18 protein-coding genes and 2 tRNA genes are annotated in these 19,048 nt (G+C 62.9%); 13 read left to right on the top strand and 7 right to left on the bottom strand.

Translation table 11 applies throughout. The features are described 5' to 3' along the window. Positions 1-196 precede the first annotated feature (196 nt). The 5 genes from ftsH to ACQ4WZ_RS12185 all read left to right on the top strand — a co-directional run bounded on the left by ftsH (position 197) and on the right by ACQ4WZ_RS12185 (position 4,723). Positions 197-2,080: an ATP-dependent zinc metalloprotease FtsH gene (ftsH, locus tag ACQ4WZ_RS12205; RefSeq protein WP_071077941.1), complete on the top strand. Its 1,884-nt coding sequence runs from the start codon at positions 197-199 to the stop codon at positions 2,078-2,080. Between the two features lie 104 nt (positions 2,081-2,184). Next, positions 2,185-3,018 (top strand): dihydropteroate synthase, encoded by an 834-nt coding sequence (gene folP, locus ACQ4WZ_RS12200; RefSeq protein ID WP_133992314.1) that lies wholly within the window; start codon positions 2,185-2,187, stop codon positions 3,016-3,018. Between the two features lie 39 nt (positions 3,019-3,057). Next, positions 3,058-4,395, top strand: a complete 1,338-nt coding sequence (glmM, locus tag ACQ4WZ_RS12195) for a phosphoglucosamine mutase (protein WP_133992312.1) — start codon at positions 3,058-3,060, stop codon at positions 4,393-4,395. 82 nt (positions 4,396-4,477) lie between these two features. Then, positions 4,478-4,554: transfer RNA gene (locus ACQ4WZ_RS12190), tRNA-Pro, on the top strand. A gap of 94 nt (positions 4,555-4,648) precedes the next feature. Then, positions 4,649-4,723, top strand: a tRNA-Arg gene (locus ACQ4WZ_RS12185). A gap of 70 nt (positions 4,724-4,793) precedes the next feature. On the opposite strand, the gene ACQ4WZ_RS12180 is transcribed toward ACQ4WZ_RS12185, so the two are convergent. After that, positions 4,794-4,973, bottom strand: coding sequence for a hypothetical protein (locus ACQ4WZ_RS12180; protein WP_133992310.1), 180 nt, complete (start codon positions 4,971-4,973; stop codon positions 4,794-4,796). Positions 4,974-5,082: 109 nt separating this feature from the next. Then, positions 5,083-5,661, bottom strand: coding sequence for a GbsR/MarR family transcriptional regulator (locus ACQ4WZ_RS12175; protein WP_243858160.1), 579 nt, complete (start codon positions 5,659-5,661; stop codon positions 5,083-5,085). Between the two features lie 117 nt (positions 5,662-5,778). Between ACQ4WZ_RS12175 and cydD the strand changes: the two genes are divergently transcribed. The 5 genes from cydD (at position 5,779) to cydX (ending at position 12,173) form a co-directional block, all read left to right on the top strand. Next, positions 5,779-7,479, top strand: coding sequence for a thiol reductant ABC exporter subunit CydD (cydD, locus tag ACQ4WZ_RS12170; RefSeq protein ID WP_436573520.1), 1,701 nt, complete (start codon positions 5,779-5,781; stop codon positions 7,477-7,479). Further along, positions 7,476-9,158, top strand: a complete 1,683-nt coding sequence (locus ACQ4WZ_RS12165) for an amino acid ABC transporter ATP-binding/permease protein (RefSeq protein ID WP_436573519.1) — start codon at positions 7,476-7,478, stop codon at positions 9,156-9,158. The genes cydD and ACQ4WZ_RS12165 overlap by 4 nt, the downstream gene beginning before the upstream one ends. Before the next feature lie 120 nt (positions 9,159-9,278). Then, a complete protein-coding gene (locus ACQ4WZ_RS12160) occupies positions 9,279-10,856 on the top strand; it encodes a cytochrome ubiquinol oxidase subunit I (RefSeq protein ID WP_101480728.1) in 1,578 nt (525 codons plus the stop codon). A gap of 13 nt (positions 10,857-10,869) precedes the next feature. After that, the gene (gene cydB, locus ACQ4WZ_RS12155) at positions 10,870-12,024 is read left to right on the top strand and encodes a cytochrome d ubiquinol oxidase subunit II (RefSeq protein ID WP_436573518.1); all 1,155 of its coding nucleotides are present in this window, start codon (positions 10,870-10,872) and stop codon (positions 12,022-12,024) included. Between the two features lie 23 nt (positions 12,025-12,047). Then, positions 12,048-12,173 carry a cytochrome bd-I oxidase subunit CydX gene (gene cydX / locus ACQ4WZ_RS12150; RefSeq protein ID WP_076570210.1) on the top strand — a complete coding sequence of 42 codons (126 nt, stop codon included), beginning with the start codon at positions 12,048-12,050 and terminating at the stop codon, positions 12,171-12,173. 63 nt (positions 12,174-12,236) lie between these two features. Here the strand turns inward: cydX and ACQ4WZ_RS12145 are convergent, their stop codons facing one another. Together ACQ4WZ_RS12145 and ACQ4WZ_RS12140 are read right to left on the bottom strand one after the other, a co-directional pair. Beyond that, positions 12,237-12,449, bottom strand: a complete 213-nt coding sequence (locus ACQ4WZ_RS12145) for a hypothetical protein (RefSeq protein WP_133992302.1) — start codon at positions 12,447-12,449, stop codon at positions 12,237-12,239. A 122-nt stretch (positions 12,450-12,571) separates the two neighbouring features. Next, the gene (locus ACQ4WZ_RS12140; RefSeq protein ID WP_101480731.1) at positions 12,572-12,802 is read right to left on the bottom strand and encodes a hypothetical protein; all 231 of its coding nucleotides are present in this window, start codon (positions 12,800-12,802) and stop codon (positions 12,572-12,574) included. Positions 12,803-12,916: 114 nt separating this feature from the next. On the opposite strand from ACQ4WZ_RS12140, the gene ACQ4WZ_RS12135 reads away from it, so the two are divergent. Continuing rightward, positions 12,917-13,636, top strand: coding sequence for a hypothetical protein (locus ACQ4WZ_RS12135; RefSeq protein ID WP_133992300.1), 720 nt, complete (start codon positions 12,917-12,919; stop codon positions 13,634-13,636). 2 nt (positions 13,637-13,638) lie between these two features. Here ACQ4WZ_RS12135 and ACQ4WZ_RS12130 read toward each other — a convergent pair whose 3' ends face one another. Both ACQ4WZ_RS12130 and ACQ4WZ_RS12125 read right to left on the bottom strand, forming a co-directional pair. Continuing rightward, complete coding sequence (locus ACQ4WZ_RS12130; protein ID WP_101480733.1) at positions 13,639-14,013, bottom strand: DUF1294 domain-containing protein; 375 nt, start codon at positions 14,011-14,013, stop codon at positions 13,639-13,641. A 59-nt stretch (positions 14,014-14,072) separates the two neighbouring features. Continuing rightward, positions 14,073-14,639: a methylated-DNA--[protein]-cysteine S-methyltransferase gene (locus ACQ4WZ_RS12125; protein ID WP_101480734.1), complete on the bottom strand. Its 567-nt coding sequence runs from the start codon at positions 14,637-14,639 to the stop codon at positions 14,073-14,075. A gap of 95 nt (positions 14,640-14,734) precedes the next feature. Here ACQ4WZ_RS12125 and ACQ4WZ_RS12120 point away from each other — a divergent pair, with 95 nt between their 5' ends. Next, positions 14,735-15,484 (top strand): nucleotidyltransferase domain-containing protein, encoded by a 750-nt coding sequence (locus ACQ4WZ_RS12120; protein ID WP_436573517.1) that lies wholly within the window; start codon positions 14,735-14,737, stop codon positions 15,482-15,484. 157 nt (positions 15,485-15,641) lie between these two features. Here ACQ4WZ_RS12120 and ACQ4WZ_RS12115 read toward each other — a convergent pair whose 3' ends face one another. Continuing rightward, positions 15,642-17,876, bottom strand: a complete 2,235-nt coding sequence (locus tag ACQ4WZ_RS12115; protein ID WP_133992294.1) for a TonB-dependent siderophore receptor — start codon at positions 17,874-17,876, stop codon at positions 15,642-15,644. A 321-nt stretch (positions 17,877-18,197) separates the two neighbouring features. On the opposite strand from ACQ4WZ_RS12115, the gene ACQ4WZ_RS12110 reads away from it, so the two are divergent. Next, the gene (locus ACQ4WZ_RS12110) at positions 18,198-19,046 is read left to right on the top strand and encodes a hypothetical protein (RefSeq protein WP_436573516.1); all 849 of its coding nucleotides are present in this window, start codon (positions 18,198-18,200) and stop codon (positions 19,044-19,046) included. Positions 19,047-19,048: the final 2 nt, after the last annotated feature.

Below are 19,048 nucleotides of genomic sequence, written 5' to 3'. Positions count from 1 at the left end.
TCCGCACATGGGAACGAGAAGTGCAGTAGCGTCTGATGGCATAAAAGCCTAAATTGTTTATACTGCATTTTTTTTGCGTGAACGCGGTTTTTTCGCGCGCACGGATCGGCGGGCTTTGGCACGGCCCGCTTATTGCGAGTAAAATCGTGTTTCTAGCTATTGGTAAAGAGATGCGCACTGCATCCAAGGAGTCTTCGTGAATAACATGTTTTCCAAATCTGCCATCTGGGTAGTCGTATTGCTGCTGTTGTTCATGCTGTTCAAGCAATTCGACAGTCATGGCGCCACAGGCGGCAGCAAGGCCATCGCTTATTCCGATTTGCTGGATGAAGTCAAAGCCAAGCGCGTCAAGGATGTCGTGATCGAAGGTTCGTCGATCACCGCCAAGCTGATGGACGACACCAAGGTGCGTACCACCGCCACCAGCCTCGACAAGGGCCTGATCGGCGACCTGCGCGACAATGGCGTGCATTTCGATGTGCGTCCGCCTGAGGAAGCGTCGTTCCTGCAAACTATTTTTGTATCCTGGTTCCCCATGCTGCTGTTGATCGGCGTCTGGGTGTTCTTCATGCGTCAGATGCAAGGCGGCGGCAAGGGCGGGGCATTCTCGTTCGGCAAGTCGAAGGCGCGCATGATGGATGAAGCCAGCAACACCGTCACCTTCGCCGATGTCGCCGGTTGCGACGAAGCGAAAGAAGAAGTCAATGAAGTGGTCGACTTCCTCAAGGATCCGAGCAAATTCCAGAAACTGGGCGGCCGCATTCCCCGCGGCGTGCTGATGGTCGGTCCTCCGGGCACGGGTAAAACCCTGCTGGCGCGCGCCATCGCCGGCGAAGCCAAGGTACCGTTCTTCTCGATTTCCGGTTCTGACTTCGTGGAAATGTTCGTCGGCGTGGGTGCTAGCCGTGTCCGCGACATGTTCGAAAACGCGAAAAAGCATTCGCCATGCATCATCTTCATCGATGAGATCGACGCTGTCGGTCGTCACCGCGGTGCCGGCATGGGCGGCGGCAATGACGAGCGTGAACAGACCTTGAACCAGTTGCTGGTCGAGATGGACGGTTTTGAAGCGAACTCCGGCGTGATCGTCGTGGCCGCCACCAACCGTGCCGACGTGCTCGACAAAGCCTTGCTGCGTCCGGGCCGTTTCGACCGCCAGGTCTCGGTCGGCTTGCCCGATATCCGCGGCCGCGAGCAGATCTTGAACGTGCACATGCGTAAAGTGCCTATCAGTACTGACGTGAAAGCCGATATTCTGGCCCGCGGCACCCCCGGTTTCTCGGGCGCCGACCTGGCCAACCTGGTCAACGAGGCAGCCCTGTTTGCCGCCCGCCGCAGCAAGCGCCTGGTGGAAATGGCTGACTTCGAAGATGCAAAAGACAAGATCTACATGGGTCCTGAGCGTAAATCGATGATCATCCGCGAGGAAGAGCGTCGCAATACGGCTTACCATGAGTCCGGTCACGCCGTCGTCGCCAAGCTGCTGCCGAAAGCCGATCCCGTGCATAAAGTGACGATCATGCCGCGCGGCTGGGCCCTGGGCCTGACCTGGCAGTTGCCGGAACACGACAACTTGTCCGCCTACAAGGACAAGATGCTGGAAGAAATTTCCATCCTGTTCGGTGGCCGTATCGCCGAAGAGATTTTCGTGGGACAAATGTCCACCGGCGCGTCGAACGACTTCTCACGCGCCACCAAGCTGGCCCGTTCCATGGTGACCCGTTTCGGCATGTCCGACAGCATGGGCGTGATGGTCTACGAAGACAGCGAAAACGAAGGTTTCTTCGGTGGTGCCACCAAAACGATTTCGGAAGCGACCCAGCAAAAGGTCGATGCTGAAATCCGCAACATTCTCGACAAGCAATATGCTTTGGCGCGTACCTTGCTGGAAAGCAATCGCGACAAGGTCGAAATGATGACCAAGGCCTTGCTGGAATGGGAAACCATTGATGCAGAGCAAATCAATGACATCATGGCCGGCCTGGAGCCGCGTCCACCGAAAGTCATTCCACCACGCCGCAATGCGGGCGGTGATAGCGGCACAGGCGGCATTTCGCCTAACGTGACGGCGCCAGCCTGATAGCGACCACTGCTTGATCGGTGCGTGAAATAAAAGGGTAAGGAGCAATCCTTGCCCTTTTTCGTTGCCGCAGCAGTTTTTTCCCGACGACTACAAAGATTCACATGCGACACTATTTGCAATTCGGCCGTTTCGGTTTCAACCTGCAGGGTACTCAGGCGCTGGTGATGGGTATCCTGAATATCACGCCCGATTCTTTTTCCGATGCCGGCCAGTACCAACACCTGGAATTTGCCCTCTCGCGCGCGGAGCAGATGATAGTCGACGGCGTCGACATCATCGATATTGGCGGCGAATCGAGCCGTCCCGGCGCGCTGCCGCTGCCGCTGCAGGACGAGCTGCAGCGCGTCATGCCGGTGCTGTACGCCTTGCGCGACTGCGGCAAGCCCTTGTCCGTCGACACATATAAACCCGAAGTGATGCGCGAAGCCATTCTGGCGGGTGCCGACATGATCAACGACATCAACGGTTTCCGCGCGCCGGGCGCCATAGCGGCCGTGCAGGATAGCGATTGCGCGCTGTGCATCATGCACATGCAAAACGTGCCAGTAACCATGCAAGCCCAGCCCCAATATGAGGATGTGGTGCGTGAAGTCATCGACTTCCTGCGCGAGCGCATAGCGACGATGACGGCCGCCGGCATAGACCGCGAGCGCCTGTGCGTCGATCCCGGCTTTGGCTTCGGCAAGACGGTGGAGCAGAACTATGCCTTGCTGCGCGCCACGCGCCAGTTGCGAAGCGAGCTGGACCTGCCCGTGCTGGCCGGCCTGTCGCGCAAATCGATGATAGGCGCCGTGACGGGGCGTCCCGTCGAGCAGCGCCTGGCGGGCAGCGTTGCCGGTGCGCTTGCTGCGGTAGCGCAAGGTGCGGAAATTATCCGCGTGCATGATGTTGCTGAAACCGTCGATGCGCTGAAGGTCTGGCGCATGGCGCACTGAAGCTGTAAGATTCATTATAAACAACAAAAAGAGAAATATATGACGCGTAAATATTTTGGCACCGATGGTATTCGCGGCCTGGTGGGCACGGCCCCGATCACCCCCGATTTCGTCATGCGCCTCGGTTATGCGGCCGGCATGGTGCTGGCCAAGTCGCAGGGCGGCAAGGCGCGCCCGACTGTGCTGATCGGCAAGGACACGCGCATTTCCGGCTACATGCTGGAAGCGGCGCTGGAAGCTGGCCTGTCGGCGGCCGGCGTGGACGTGATGCTGGCCGGCCCCATGCCGACGCCGGCGATCGCCTACCTGACGCGGGCGCTGCGCCTGTCTGCCGGGGTGGTCATTTCCGCGTCGCACAATCCGTATCACGACAACGGTATCAAGTTCTTTTCCGGCCAGGGCACCAAGCTGCCCGACAGCGTGGAACTGGAAATCGAAGCGGCGCTCGACGAGCCCATGGCCTGCGTGCCATCCGACAAGCTGGGCCGCGCCAAGCGCCTGGACGATGCCCAGGGCCGCTACATCGAATTTTGCAAGAGCACCTTCCCGAACGAACTGGACTTGCGCGGCCTGAAGATCGTCGTCGATTGCGCGCATGGCGCCGCCTACCATATCGCGCCGCACGTGTTCCATGAGCTGGGCGCGGAAGTCATCGCCATCGGCAACAAGCCCGATGGCTTCAACATCAATGCGGGCTTTGGCGCCACGGCAACCAAGGCCATGGCCGAAGCCGTTGTCGAGCACGGTGCCGATCTCGGCATCGCCCTCGATGGCGACGCCGACCGGCTGATCATGTGCGACGCCACGGGGCGGCTGTATAACGGTGACGAGTTGTTGTATATCATGGTCAAGGACCGCCTGGCGACGGGCCCCGTGGCCGGCGCCGTAGGAACGTTGATGACCAATATGGCGCTGGAAGTGCTGTTCAAGCAGCAGGGCATCGGCTTTGCGCGCGCCAAGGTGGGCGACCGCTATGTGCTGGAAGTCATGAAGGAAAAGGGCTGGATACTGGGCGGCGAGGGCTCCGGCCATTTGCTGTGCCTGGACCGCCACACGACGGGAGACGGTATCGTCTCCGCGCTGCAAGTCTTGTCCGCGCTCAAACGCAGCGGCCAGAGCCTGCAGCAATGCCTGGCCGAACTGGTGCTGTTTCCGCAAACCCTGATCAACCTGCGCGTGGCGCCCGGTTTCGACTGGCAACAAAATGCCGCCATGGTGGCCGAGAAAGCATTGGTCGAGGCTGAACTGGGCGACACAGGCCGCGTGCTGATCCGCGCTTCGGGCACCGAACCGCTGATCCGCGTGATGGTCGAGGCGAAAGATAAAGTGCAGGCCGAGAGCATGGCGCGCCGCATTGCCGATAAAGTCGCCGCGTGATAGGCAAGAACCGATAGTTATTTCCATCTAATTCGTCTATGGCAATTGACGAAATTGGGTGGGGGCGTTATTATCTTGTCTTCGGAGTGTGGCGCAGCCCGGTAGCGCACCTGGTTTGGGACCAGGGGGTCCAAGGTTCGAATCCTTGTACTCCGACCAAAGTCATAAGCGGGCTGTCAGAAATGACAGCCCGTTTTCTATTCCGCGCAGGCATTTCATTGCTAGCGCGCATGGATTAAAATACTGCACCTCTCCGCCCATCGTTCAACGGATAGGACAACGGTCTTCTAAACCGTGAATGGGGGTTCGATTCCCTCTGGGCGGACCAGTTTCATACTGGCCACGGCTTGCGCCATGCGGTGGCATCCTTCTCTCTTCCTGTCTATACGCACGCGGCCTTATGGCTGCGCAAACAGCACCACGCTCAGCAAATACAGCAGCGGCACCGCGCACAGCAGCGCAGACAATACGGACAATACTTTCTTGCTCGCCAGGCGTGCCAGGCGCAGCCTTTCACGCGCAGGCAAATGCTGGCGGATCAGGTCGCGCGCGCGTGGCTGGAATGGGGATTCATGCATGGAAGCTCCTTCGCAAGGGTGGCGGTGGTGCCAGCCAGCATAGCGAGAGAGGCATAAAGACGGTGTAAAGAGTCGGGCGCCGCGTGTATGCGGCGTGTAAACGCTGCGCTTATTTCTCGCTGTCGTCGGGACTCTTGCCAAACAGGCGGTCCTTGGCATTAAGCAGCTTTTGCACCTTGGCGCCCATTTTCATCAGTTGCGCCATCGATTCCGGCGACAGGCGCTGCAAGTCGTCGAACCAGGTGTTGGCCAGGTCGACCAGTTCATACATTTCGCGCATGCGCTCTTGCGCATACTGGTCCACGGGTTCCGTGGCCGGCGCCAGCAGCGATTCGCGCAGCACTGTCAGGGTGGGCGCCACTTCGCGGCGGCGGCGTTCGGCGGCCACCACGCGGAAGATTTGCCACACATCGCCCAGCGAGGAAAAATATTCGCGCCGGTCGCCGGGGATGCGCGACTGGCGAATCAAGCCCCAACCTTGCAATTCCTTCAAACCGATGCTGACGTTCGAGCGTGAAAAACTCAGGTGTTCCGCGATTTCGTCCGCGTGCAAAGGAAGCTCCGAGACAAACAACAAGGCGTACACTTGTCCCACCGTACGGTTAAAGCCCCAGCGGCTGCCCATCTCGCCGAAATGGCTGACAAAGGTCAGGATCAGCGGCGTCATGTGGATATTTTGAGTTTTCATAATTATCTGAATTTTTTCACGCCACACCCGCAGGGTCAATTGATTTATGTCATGTTTCGCAGTATTATACAAAAAATCGAATTTACAGAAAATTCTGAAAACTCAAAAAGTTTAGAGATGCCTTCCACGCCACTATCCTTGCCCCGCTTTATTCTTCCCCGTGTTGCCAGCCTGGCGCAAGGTGGTGCCGCCTTGCTGTGGCTGCCGCAAGCGGCCTTGCTGGCCTGGGCCGTGCAAGACATGCTCGACGGTGCGCCTTGGCGCGCGGCCCTGCTGCCGGCCGCTGGCGTGCTGCTGCTGGGCGTACTGCGCGCCGGCTGTGAAGCGTGGGGCGCGCGGCGCATGTATGCTGCGGCGCGCGAGCACCTGTCCAGCCTGCGCGGGCAAGTGGCGCAGGCGCTGGCGCGCCGTTCGCCGCTTGACCGCCAGCGCGCGCAGTCGGGCCAGGCGGCCAGCGTCATCGCCGAGCAGGCCGAAGCCATCGTGCCGTATCTGGTGCGCTACAAGCCCGCGCGCTGGAAGGTGATGCTTGTGCCCCTCGTGATCCTCGCCGTGGTGACGCCGCTGTCATGGATTGCCGCCTTGATCCTGCTCATCGCCGCGCCCCTGATTCCCGTCTTCATGGCCCTGGTGGGCATGGGCGCGCAAGCGGCCAGCCGCGCGCAGATGGTGGAAATGGGCAGCATGAACGCCTTTCTGCTGGACCGCCTGCGCGGTCTGGCCACCTTGCGCGCGCTCGATGCCGTCGACGCCACGGCCGCAAGGCTGGATGTCTCGTCGCAATCCGTGCGCCGGCGCACGATGGTGGTGCTGCGCATCGCCTTCCTGTCGTCCGCCGTGCTGGAATTGTTTTCCGCGCTGGGCGTGGCCATGGTGGCGGCGTTCATCGGTTTCTCCTTGTTGGGCAGCATCAATTTCGGTACCTGGGGTCGGGAACTGAGTCTGGGGCAGGGCTTGTTCATCTTGCTGCTGGCGCCCGCATTCTTCGAGCCGCTGCGCGAACTGGCCGCCGTCTGGCACGACAAGGCGGCCGGCGAAGCGGGCTTGGCCGGCTTGCACGACTTGGCGGGGGAGGGCGTGCCCTTGCCTGGCGCCGGGGTGGCAGTTGCTGCCGTTTCTGCCGCCGCCATGGCGGTGGCGCCACCTCCCGCCGTCGAGATCCATCAACTGCGCTTTGCCCACCCTGGCGAAGCGCCCGTGTTCGAGCAGTTCAAGCTGACTGTGCGCGCCGGCGAGCACGTGGCGCTGGTGGGCGCCAGCGGTGCCGGCAAGACCACCTTGCTGTCTTTGCTGGCCGGCTTGCTGCCCGTCAGCGGCGGCGAGATCCGCATCGGCGGCGTCCGGCTGAATGACAGCACCGTCAATACCTTGCGCCAGCGCATGGCCTGGATGGGCCAGCGTCCGCACGTGTTTGCCGCTTCCGTCAGCCAGAACGTGACCCTGGGCCGCGTTGGCGCAAATGCCGCGCACGTGACGCAGGCGCTGCACCTGGCCGATCTGGCCGCCGTGGCGCAGGCGCAGCCGGCCGTCATTCTCAGCGATGGCGGCCAGGGCTTGTCCGGCGGCGAAGCCGTGCGCCTGGCGCTGGCCCGCGTGGCCCTGCATCCGCACGCCGATTTGCTGCTGGTCGATGAACCGACGGCCCACCTGGACAGCGAAACGGCGGCACGCGTGACCGATGCCTTGCTGGAATTGGCCAAGGGCAAGACGATGATTGTCGCCACGCATGACCCCGTGCTGGCTGGCCGTTTGCAGCGCACGGTGCAGGTCGATGCGCAGGCGCAAGTGCAGGAGCATAAGGAAGAAGCGCGCGCATGAAAAATTCACTTGTAGCGAACCCTGTCCTGCGGCAATTGCTGCTGGCCCAGCCGGGCAAACTGATCGGTGGCGCCATGCTGGCGGCCCTGACGGCGGTGGCCGGCATGGCATTGCTGGGCCTGTCCGGCTGGTTCATTACGGCCACCTCTATCGCTGGCTTGCACGCTTCGACGGCCTTGCTGTTCGATGTGTTCGGTCCTTCGGCCGGCATCCGCCTGCTGGCCATCGGCCGCACGGGTTCGCGCTATGCGGAGCGCCTCGTCACGCATGACGCCACATTCGCCGCGCTGGCCAGCATCCGCGTGCAGCTGTTCCGTGGCTGGTCGCGCCCGGAAGCGGCCAGCCGCTTGCTGCGCCAGCCGGCCAAACTGCTGTTCCGCCTGACGGCCGATATCGATGCGCTCGAAGCGCTGTACCTGCGCCTGCTGGTGCCAGCTTTCACGGCACTGTGCGCGGCCTTGCTGGCGGGCGTGGCGCTGGGCGCAATGCAGTGGCAGCTGGGCCTGGGCCTGGCCGCGTGGCTGCTGGCCGCCGGCGGGGGCATCAGCTGGCTGGTCGCGCGCGCTGCCCGCCGCCCAGCCATCGTGCGCTCGCGCGCCATCGAAAAACTGCGTTCCGGCACCATCGACCTGGTGGCGGGCCAGACGGACCTGGTCATGGCGGGGCGCATCGACGCCCAGTGCGCCGCGCTGGGGCAGATTGATCGCTCGCTGGCGCAAGCCGATTTCGCCCTGCAGCGCCTGGAGACCGCAGCTGGCGCCGCTTACGGCGTGGCCGGCAGCGTGACCCTGGCCGGCGTGCTGCTGGCCGTGGCCGCGCTGGTGCAGCAGCAGGCGCTGAACGTGCCGCTGGCAGCCCTGGCCCTGCTGATCGCCCTGACGGCCGTGGAGCCGTTTGCGGGACTGCGCCGTGGCGCCCTGGAAGCGGGCCGCATGCTGCTGGCCATGCGCCGCCTGGCGCCGCGGCTCGATGCTCAAGAGATCGCCGCTCTGCCGGTTGACAGCGCGCCGGGCTTGCGCCTGGAACATGTGAGCGCCGCGCATGCGGGCAGCAATGTCGCCATTTTGCATGACGTATCGCTGCACATCGCGGATGGCGAAAGAGTGGCCTTGATCGGTCCCAGCGGCGCGGGCAAGTCCACCTTGCTGGCCATCGCCGCGCGCGAGCTGGCGCCGTTGTCGGGCAAGGTGAGCGCGCCGCGCGCCTGCCTGTTTACCCAGAAAACGGAACTGTTCCAGGACAGCCTGCGCGATAACCTGCGCCTGGCCGACCCGTCCGCCAGCGATGCGCAGCTGTGGGCTGCGCTGCAATCTGCCGGCCTGGACGAGGAAGTGCGGGCTTTCGCGGGCGGCCTCGATACCTTGCTGGGCGAAGGCGGCCTGGGCTTGTCTGGCGGGCAGGCGCGGCGATTGGCACTGGCGCGATTGTTCCTGCACGAATCGACCTTGTGGCTGCTGGACGAAGCCACCGAGGCGCTCAATGCGCAGGTGGCAATCGATGTCCTGCAGCGCCTGCGCGCGCGCAGCGACGGACGTACCTTGCTGATCGCCACCCACTTGCGGCGCGAAGCGGCGCTGGCGGACCGGCTGGTCAGCCTGCGCGATGGCCGCGTCGTGGCTGACGCGCACCGTGGCACGCAAGCCTTCGAGGCGGCGCTGGCCGGCTTGCGCGGCGATTGAAGAAGAATAGGGGAGCCACAGGCGGCGCTGACTGACAATTTTACAACACCGGCGCCAAGCGGACTACAGCAGATAGATGCCAAGTTTACAATCACAGTAGGGACACACCAAGGAAATCATATGGACTTCGATATTGTCGCTTTATCCAGACTGCAGTTTGCGCTGACAGCTCTGTACCACTTTATATTCGTTCCGCTGACGATAGGCCTGTCAGTGATCCTCGCCATCATGGAGACGGTGTATGTGATGACGAACCGCCCCATCTGGCGCGACATGACCAAGTTCTGGGGTGTCTTGTTCGGCATTAACTTCGCCATGGGCGTGGCGACGGGCATCGTCATGGAATTCCAGTTCGGCATGAACTGGAGCTATTACAGCCATTATGTGGGCGACATTTTCGGCGCGCCGCTGGCCATCGAGGGCTTGATGGCCTTCTTCCTGGAAGCGACCTTCGTCGGCCTGTTCTTCTTCGGCTGGGACAAGCTGTCGAAGCGCGGCCACCTGGTCACGACCTGGCTGGTGGCCATCGGCTCGAACTTTTCCGCCCTGTGGATACTGATCGCCAACGGCTGGATGCAAAATCCCGTCGGCGCGGCCTTCAATCCACAGACTATGCGCATGGAAGTGACGGACTTCGGCGCCGTGCTGACAAATCCTGTAGCACAGGCGAAATTCGTGCACACCGTGTCGGCTGGCTATACGGCTGCGGCGATTTTCGTGCTGGGTATTTCCGCCTGGTATTTGCTGAAAGGCCGCCACGTGCAGCTGGCCAAGCGCTCGATGACGGTGGCTGCCTCGTTCGGCCTGGCCGCCGCGCTGTCGGTGGTGGTGCTCGGCGATGAAAGCGGCTACCTGTCGTCCGAACATCAAAAGATGAAGCTGGCCGCCATCGAAGCCATGTGGACCACGGAGCCGGCGCCTGCCGCCTTCACGGCCTTCGGCTTCCCTGACGCGAAAGCGCGCGAGACGCATTACGCCGTGCATATTCCGATGGTGATGGGCTTGATCGGCACGCGTTCGCTGACGACGGAAATCCCCGGCATCGAGCAATTGGTCGATCGCGGCGAGCTGCTGATCCAGGATGGCATCAAGGCGTATGACGCGCTGCAAACCATCCGCAGCGTGGCGCCAGGCAGCCCCGTGCCGCAAGAGGCGAAGGACATGTTCGAGTCGAAAGGCCAGTCCATGGGTTATGCCCTGTTGCTGAAACGCTATGTCGATGATCCGCGCCAGGCCACGCCCGAGCAGATCCGCAAGGCCGCGCTCGACACCGTGCCGCCCGTGGCGCCATTGTTCTGGTCCTTCCGCGTGATGGTTGGCCTGGGCATGTTCTTTATCTTGCTCACTGGCACGTTCTTCATCCTGTCGACGCGCCGCACCCTGGACAAGCACCGCTGGCTGCTGAAGCTGGCCGTATTCGCCATCCCGCTGCCGTGGGTGGCGATTGAAGCGGGCTGGATCGTGGCCGAAGTGGGCCGCCAGCCGTGGGTGATCGAAGGCGTGCTGCCAACGGCCGTGGCTGTCTCTAACCTGGGCGCTTCGACCCTCTTGATCACGATTGCCGGCTTTGCCGCCATCTACACCGTGCTCTTGGTTATTGAAATGAAGCTCATGCTCAAGGCCATCCGCAAGGGGCCGGAAGAGAAGGCGCCGGCCCCCGTGCCAGCGGCCGCAGCCATTCATACTCAACGCGCCTAAGGAGGGCCAGACCATGATTTTGCATGAAATGATTTCTTACGAAACCCTGCGCCTGATCTGGTGGCTGCTGATCGGCATCTTGCTGGTGGGCTTTGCCATCACGGACGGCTTCGACCTGGGCACGGGCATCTTGCTACCCTTCGCCGGCAAGACGGACCTGGAACGCCGGGTCATCATCAACAGTATCGGCCCCGTATGGGAAGGCAACCAGGTGTGGCTGATCCTCGGCGGCGGCGCCATCTTTGCCGCCTGGCCGCAGCTGTACGCCGTCTCGTTCTCGGGTTTTTACCTGGCCATGTTCGTCATCCTAGTGGCGCTGATCGTGCGTCCCGTGGCCTTCAAATTCCGCAGCAAGCGCGAAGACCCGCGTTGGCGTGCCCGCTGGGACGCGGCCCTGTTCGTGGGCGGCTTCGTACCGGCCCTGATCTGCGGCGTGGCGATAGGCAATGTGCTGCAGGGCGTGCCGTTCCGTTTCTCGCCAGACATGCACATCTTCTATGACGGCACGTTCTTTGCGCTGCTCAACCCGTTCGCCTTGCTGTGCGGCCTCGTTTCGGTAGCCATGCTGGTGATGCACGGCGCCACCTGGCTGCAAGTGAAAACGGACGGTGCCGTGTCTGACCGTTCGCGCCGCTACGGCAGCGTGGCGGCGATTGCGACCGTCGCACTGTATGCACTGGCCGGCGTGGCCCTGTGGCTGTGGGTCGATGGCTACCGCGTCACCAGCGCCGTCGTCGTCGATGGCCCGTCGAACCCCATGCTGAAAACGGCGGAAGTGCACGTGGGCGCCTGGTTCCTCAACTTTGCCGCTCATCCGTGGACCTGGATCGCCCCTGCGGTGGGCCTGCTGGGCCCCTTGCTGGCCTTCGCCTTCCTGCGCGCGCGCCGCGAAGTGCCTGCCTTGCTGGCCAGCGCGGCCAGCATCGCCGGCATCATCCTCAGCGTGGGTGCGGCCATGTTCCCGTTCATCCTGCCATCGTCGATCGATCCGCGCGCCAGCCTGACGGTGTGGGATTCATCGTCCAGCCACATGACCCTGTTCATCATGCTGGTCGTAACGGCCGTCTTCATTCCCCTCATCGTGGCTTACACGACCTGGGTATATAGAGTGCTGTGGGGTAAGGTTGACGGCAAAGCCATCGAAGACGAAACCGGTCACGCTTACTAAGAATTAACGAAAAGGAAATAATTATGTGGTATTTCGCCTGGATACTGGGTCTTCCGCTGGCGGCGACGTTCGCCGTGCTCAATGCGATGTGGTATGAAGTTGCCGATGGCGACACGACGCCCGAGCAGTACCGCGACACGCCCAAATAGGCGCGTGTCGGCTTGACTGGCCCCGCCTGGCGCAAGCGTGCGCGGCGGGGCTTTTGCTTTCTATTAAAGCAAAATGAATTCGCCGCGGATGCGCAGCTTCATGCCGCGCGGGGCGTCGGCGCCCGCCGCCACGGCCCAGGCCGTGATCCATTGCGCGCAGCGTTGCCGCTCCGCCGCATCGTGCAAGCGCTGCAAGCGCGCATCGGCCTGGTCGATGCGTTGGGCCAGGTACAGGCGCTGGTTCATGGGATCCGTCTTTTTGCTGTAATGCTGCATGGCAATTCCTTTCCGCGTGGTAACTTCGTTTGCTCATGGCATAGCCATGTACGCGGGGGCGGGGCGTCTGGATTCAGTTCAGGCAAAAAAGCCACCGCAAGGGTGGCTGGTCGGGTGTGCTCTCAGGCTGGCGCCTTGCTGGCCGGTTTGGGGGTGGCAATGGCGATCGGGTCGCTGGCCGGAAAGCTTTCTTTCAGTGCTTCATCGAGCGCTTGTTCGGCATGGCTTTCGCTGGCCGGCGTGGGCGAATCGCGTTCTGGTGGCGGGGTGGGCGTGGTGGCGGCGTTGGTGCTCGAATGCATGGTAATCCCCTTGCGGTGGTGCGCCTCGCGGCCGGGATGACCATGGCGCATGCTGATGTTTCCAGCCTAGCACATCGCGCAAAAAGAGCGCGCCCGCTGCGCCTGCGGAAGGGAAGGATGACGGCGTCTGCTACACTGCGCTCCACATTTATCGACGGAACTGCCATGACTTCGAACTCCCTGCCGTACCGCGCCACCGCCTTTGACGCCTGTGCCTGGCTGGCGCAACAGACGGGCACCCCGTGGACCCTGGCGCGCCTGCTGGAGCAGGGCGGCTTGCCATACGTCTGGCTCGATTACAGCGACGAGTGGGCCGAACTTTTCCATGACGGCGTGACGCGCTACGCGGCGCCCGTCGTGTTCATCGGCGACAAGGAGCACCTGGCCTCGGGTGCAGACGATGTGTGGCTGCGCTTTACGCGCGACTCCGGCAATATCGCCATCGAACTGAAGGCACCGGGCTTGCGCGTGCCGGTAGATGGCTTGCATTTCCAGGAACGCGATCTGCTGCGTTTGCTCAAGGACTTGCAGCATCCGCAGCCGGCAGAGGCCGAGATTGACAAGGCGCCGGTGGTCTTGCCCAGCGCCTTGAAGGGCCTGGGACGCGAACAGATTTTGATTGCCTTTGCCGGCGTGGGCAAGGTCAATCTGGACCAGGGGCTGGCCAGTGGCGTAGGCATCTTTGGCGACGATGGCGCGCGCGTGCGCAAGAATTCGCGGGGCGGCAAGAACAGCCACCTGTGGCATCCGGTGACGTTGGCATTCGGCTTGCACGATGTGCATCGGGTGCCGATGGCGCACCTGAAGAAGGCGTTCGCCACGCAGCCCTTGCTGCGCGAATGGAAGGCGGACTGGCTGGAATCGCTGCGCCTGCTGGGCGAGTGAGCTTACAGCTCGATGGGCGCCACCTCGGTGCCGATGTCGGGTGCCGCGTAATGCATGCTGAAATACACGAAAGCGCCGATATTGAGGGCGACCGTGATCCAGAACAGGATGCGGAACGAGCGCTTGCTGGACTTGTGGCGCAGCCATTGCTGGGCCAGCACGGCCCCCGGCCAGCCGCATAGCAGTCCCAGCAGTAGCAAGGTGCGTTCCGAGGTGCGCCAGCGGCCCTGTTTGGCAGCCGACTTGTCGATCGCATAGGCAACGAAGCAGCTCAGGCTCAGCACGCCATACACGAGGGCGACCAGGGCGGGAATGTGGAAAAAGAACGTGGCCAGTAAATACAGAGCGACAAAGAACAGGATGACAAAGTAGGGCATAGGATGTGCAGACTTGAGCGGAGGGCGTGAGTATCCCACACGGGGAGCGATATTGCCGCCTAAAACAAACAGCCTTGTGCCGTATCCACATGCACGGCGCGGCGCCTGGCGTGGCCCGTCTTCAGCGCTTCGCGCTCGCTGGACAAGGAAATGCCTTCCAGTGCCAACAGGGTTGCCTTGGCATGCAGGCCGCCCGCAAAACCCGTCAGTTCGCCCGTGGCGCCGATGACGCGGTGGCAGGGGGCGATGATGGAAATGGGGTTCTTGCCGTTGGCGGCGCCCACGGCGCGCACGGCGGCGGGGCGGCCGATCTGGCGCGCGATCTCGCCATAGCTGCGGGTTTGGCCATACGGTATCGTCAGCAGCGCGCGCCAGACTTCTTGCTGGAATGGCGTACCGGAAAAATCGAGCGGCACATCAAAGCATTGCAGCGTGCCGGCAAAATAGGCGCGCAGCTGGCGTGCCGTTTCCTGCAGCACGGTGCAACCGTCATCGACGCGCATCTGGCCCAGGCGCACGCGGTTCGGCGTGTCGTTTTCCCACAGGATGGCGGCCAGCGCCGCCCCGCGCGCCACCAGGGTCAGCTCGCCCACGGGCGAGGGCACCACGAGGCAGTCGTATTCCATGTTTCTTCCTTGGATCAGATGGCGCCAGTGTAGCAGGATGGCGGCATGCCGCGTATTGCGTGTAGGATGGCGTTTTTCGGCACGGAGCACTTGCTGTGACAAACATTGCCACTTATGACGCCATCCGCGCGATTGCCTTGCGGCTGGTGCAGGAACACTACCCCACGGCCGTGGCGGCCATCATCGGCGGCTCGTTCGCCACGGGCCGGCAGACGCCCACTTCCGATATCGACTTGCTGCTGCTGTTCGAGCACGTCGATTGCGCCTGGCGCGACACCCTTGTCGCCGAGGGACGCACGGTGGAACTGTTCGGGCATGACCAGGGCACGTTCACGTACTTTTGCCAGGAAATGGATGCACCGGGCGGCACGGTGCCGCTGGCGATGATGGTGGTGGAAGGGGAAAATATCCTCACTGGCAGCGATGCCTACGCCCGGCTGCACGCGCTGGCGCAAGGCATCGTCGTGGCCGGGCCGCCCGTGCTCGAGGTGGACAATGTGCAGCGGCGCCGCTACGCCATCACCACCGGGCTGGAAGACCTGGTCGACAGTCGGCACCCGGGCGAGGCGCTGGCCGTGGCTTGCCAGCTGTATCAAGCGCTGGCCGACCTGCACCTGCGCGCGGCCGGCGAATGGAGCGGCGGCGGCAAGCACCTGTTCCGCCGCCTGCAGGCATTCGACGCCGATGTCGCCGCCCAGCTCGATGGTGCCCTGCGCCTGGTTGCCAGCGACTTGCCGGCCGGCCAGCGCGCCTTCGAGCAGCTGAGCGCCGTCGTGCTGGCGCCCGTGGGCGGACCCTTGCTGGAAGGATTTACCTTGCCCGCACCCGCCCACTGGCGTGCTTAGAGCCTATCCCAGTAGATGAATATATCTCCTGCTGGCGCCCCTCGGAAGCGGGGACTGCGTTGATCGTCGTCGCGTGGCTCGCCACGCTTCCTCCTCACGCCTTGTCCGCGCTCCTGAGGAATTGCCAGCAGAAGACGCTCCCTACCGGGATAGGCTCCTAAAATACCGTGCGCACGGACAGGCTGATGTTGCGCGGCTCGCCCCAGAACACGCCGTCGAAGAAGCCCACGTTGCGGTAGTACTTTTTATCGAGCAAGTTATTCACGTTCAGCTGCACGCTGGCGTGGCTGTTGAGCGCGTAGCTGGCCATGGCGTTGACCAGCGCATAGCCCGCTTGCGGGATGTTGGTGATGGTTCCTGATGGCGGGCGGCCGTACCACGATTCGCTGTAGGTGGCGCTTTGCGCCGTCATGCTGGCGCCTGCTTTCAGGCCAGCCAGGCGGCCGTCGAAGCGGAAGCTGGTGGCCAGGCGCAGCAAATGGCGCGGTTGCGTGGTGGCGGCGCGGCGGCCATCGGCCTCGGCCGCGTGCAGATAGGTGTAGCCGCCGCTCGCTTCCCAGGCGGGCGTGATCTGGCCGGAGACGTCGAATTCCACGCCCTTGGCCGTGATGCCGGCGCCATTGGCCACCATGGCCTGGCCACCGTCGGGCAGCAAAAATCCTGGCGGCACGCTGCGGTCGAGTTCCGCTAGATTCTTTTTCTTCGTGTGAAACACGGCGGCCGACGCGTTCAGCTTGCCTTCATAGAATTCGCCCTTGATGCCCAGTTCCGCATTGTCGCCCGTTTCCGGCGCCAGGAACTGGTTGTTGCGGTCCTTGCTCGATTGCGGGTTGAACAGCTGCGTGAAGCTGGCGTAGGCCGAATATTGCTTGTTGATATCGAACACGGCGCCCACATACGGCGTGACTTCATTGCGCGTTTCCGTAAAGTCGCCGCTGCCCGTGTACACGCCTTGCGTATTGTAGTTGCGCGTATCCGTGCGGTAAGTGCTGCTGCGCGCGCCGATGATCACGTGCAGCGGGTCGGCCAGGCTCAAACGCGTGGCCACATAGCCGCCCGCCAGGCGCGTCACGGTTTCCGTGTGCGCGCCGTCCGGGTGGAAGACGGGGCGGGGGATGTTGCCCGTCCAGCTGCGGTAATCGGGGATAAAGGCCGGGTAATTGATTTCCGCCTCGCCGCCCAGCGAGCGGGCGCGCTGGTTGCCGCCGTTCCAGCCGGCGATGGCCGTATGCTTGCGTCCCAGCAAGGTGAACGGTCCGCTGGCGTAGACGTCGAAATTGTCGCTGGTATTCTTGCCCGCGCCCCAGGCGCCCGTCCACAGGCGCATGCCTGCACCGGTGGCCGGGTCGGGGTAACCCGCGCCCGCGTAGGCGACGGTGGTGCGGTTCGTGCTTTCCGTGCGCGCATAACCGAGGTGCATATTCCAGTTGCCGGGCAGGCGCTGGTCCAGCGACGTGAACAGCGTATGCTGCTTGTTGGCCCAGGTGCTCCATGGCGTCGTGAAACTGGTGTTGCGCGGCAAGTTGGCCAGGCTGCCATCCGCATTCCAATAGGGCACGGCACCCCAGGTGGCGCCTGTCGGCTTGTTGTCCTGGAAGTCGACGCCGGCCGTCAGCAGGGTGCCGGGACGCAAGTCCGCCTCGACGATGAGCATGCCGACTGTCTTGCGCTCGTGATACATATCCAGGTAGGAATCGCGTTTTTGCCAGGCCAGGGCCGTGCGTGCGCGCACGCTGCCTTCGGCGTTCAGCGGCGTGGACAGGTCGGCCTCGAAGCGCTGGTCATCCCAGCGTCCCATGATGAGTCCGGCGCTGGCCTGGAATTCCTTCGTCGGCCGCTTGCGTATCATGTTGATGGTGGCCGACGGATCGCCCGTGCCGCCCATCAGGCCGGTGGCGCCGCGCACGACTTCGATGCGGTCATACAGGATGGTGTCTTGCAGCGGCGCATTGCCGCCGCGCGCCATGCCGTCGATCTGGAGATTGTTGATGCCGAAGCCGCGCGCATAAAACGTCGTGCGCTCCGTGTCGTTCTGGCCTACCTGAATGCCCGTCGTCTGCGCCAGTGCCTGGTCCAGGCGCACAGCGCCCAGGTCGTCGAGCAACTGGCGTGTGATGATGCTGACCGATTGCGGCGTTTCGCGCAGGGACAGGTCCATGCGCGTGGCGCTGCGCGCTTCGCCTGCCGTGTACGATTGCGTGCCTTCCGTAGTCGCCGTCGACTGGCCCAGGACGGTGACGGCCGGCATGGTCACATCGGTCGCAGCGGCGTCGGTGGCCTGTGCCGGCAGGGCCACGCCGGCGGCAAGACTGAGCAGGCTGATGTGTAATAAACGGGGCAGGGGGCGCAAGGCGGGCTGGCGCGAAGTAGAGAGTTCGGTAGTCGATTGCATTATTTTCCTGGCATATTTTTAGTCGTGTTTTCCTATCTCGTCTGGCGAAGTGCGCAGTAGCTGGGGGGTGGCATGACGCTGGCCCGTGGTCTGGCTTGGATAGCAGTTCCACCGCAAGGCCCGGCGCGAACGGGTAGTGGAAAAGAAGGGCGCGCGATTTCCGTCGCATTGCGAATAGGAATCATTATCAATATAGATGATATTTGCTAAATAATCAAGCGAGCGCACCAAAAGAGTGCAGGCAGGCCAGGAGCGGCGCATTGGCTGGCCTTCTGCGATAATGTGGGGCTGATAAAATATTTTCCTTATTGAAAGAAATGCATGCGTACATGGATCGCTTGTGCCGGATGGTTGTGTGTCGTGTCGCTGGGCCAGGCCCAGGAGCACGCGCCGCCGCCAGCTGTTCCCGCGCCGCTGCAGAGCGCCAGCATGCCGCCCGCCATTGATGCCATGCCTGCCACATCTGCTGCGCCGACGCTGCCGACGGTGCCGGCGCCCGCAGAAGACGCCTTGCCCTCGCAAACGGTGACGATCACGGCCAACAGCGACGCCAAGGCGCCGCGCGTCCGTTTCACGGCGTACCGCGAGAGTTATCTGACGGCCAGGAAAGTGTGGCAAGTGTCGAGCGGCAGTGTGGTCATGGCCCTGCGCCTGATTCCGGCCAAGCTGAGCGCCACCATCGACGATGTGCGCGTGGCCCTGCAAGGCAATGGCGCCCCTGTGCCGATCAAGGTGTCCGACGGCGGCGTGTTTGTCGTGCCGCTCAATGAGGACATTGCCGCGCAGGATGGCACGTTCCTGGTGAACAAGGGCAGGGGCGAACTGACGGCAAATATCGTGCTGCAGCCGTCCGTGGCGCGCGATGCGTGGAATGTCACGCGCGTGGGGCAAGTCCTGCGCGACGCGCGGCGCGCCGTGCGGGCCATCACGCCGTGGTACAAGCGGCCGTTCGCCAGCGATGTGCAATCGCTGGCGTTTTGCGCGGCCGAGCGGGGCAGCGCCTTGCAGTTGATGGATGGTGAACAGCTAATCGCTACCTTGCCCATGCACGAGCCGGCCGTCAACGACATCAACCAGCCCGTGTTTTGCAAGATTTTCGACGGCGAAGACAAATACCCGGGACACTACCGCGTGGTCTTGCCCGAGCAAGCCACGGTGCTGCTGCTGTAGTG

The sequence above is a fragment of the Janthinobacterium darwini genome, from assembly GCF_051380905.1.
Taxonomy (GTDB): domain Bacteria; phylum Pseudomonadota; class Gammaproteobacteria; order Burkholderiales; family Burkholderiaceae_D; genus Janthinobacterium.
This window is presented reverse-complemented; position numbering and strand designations above follow the sequence as displayed.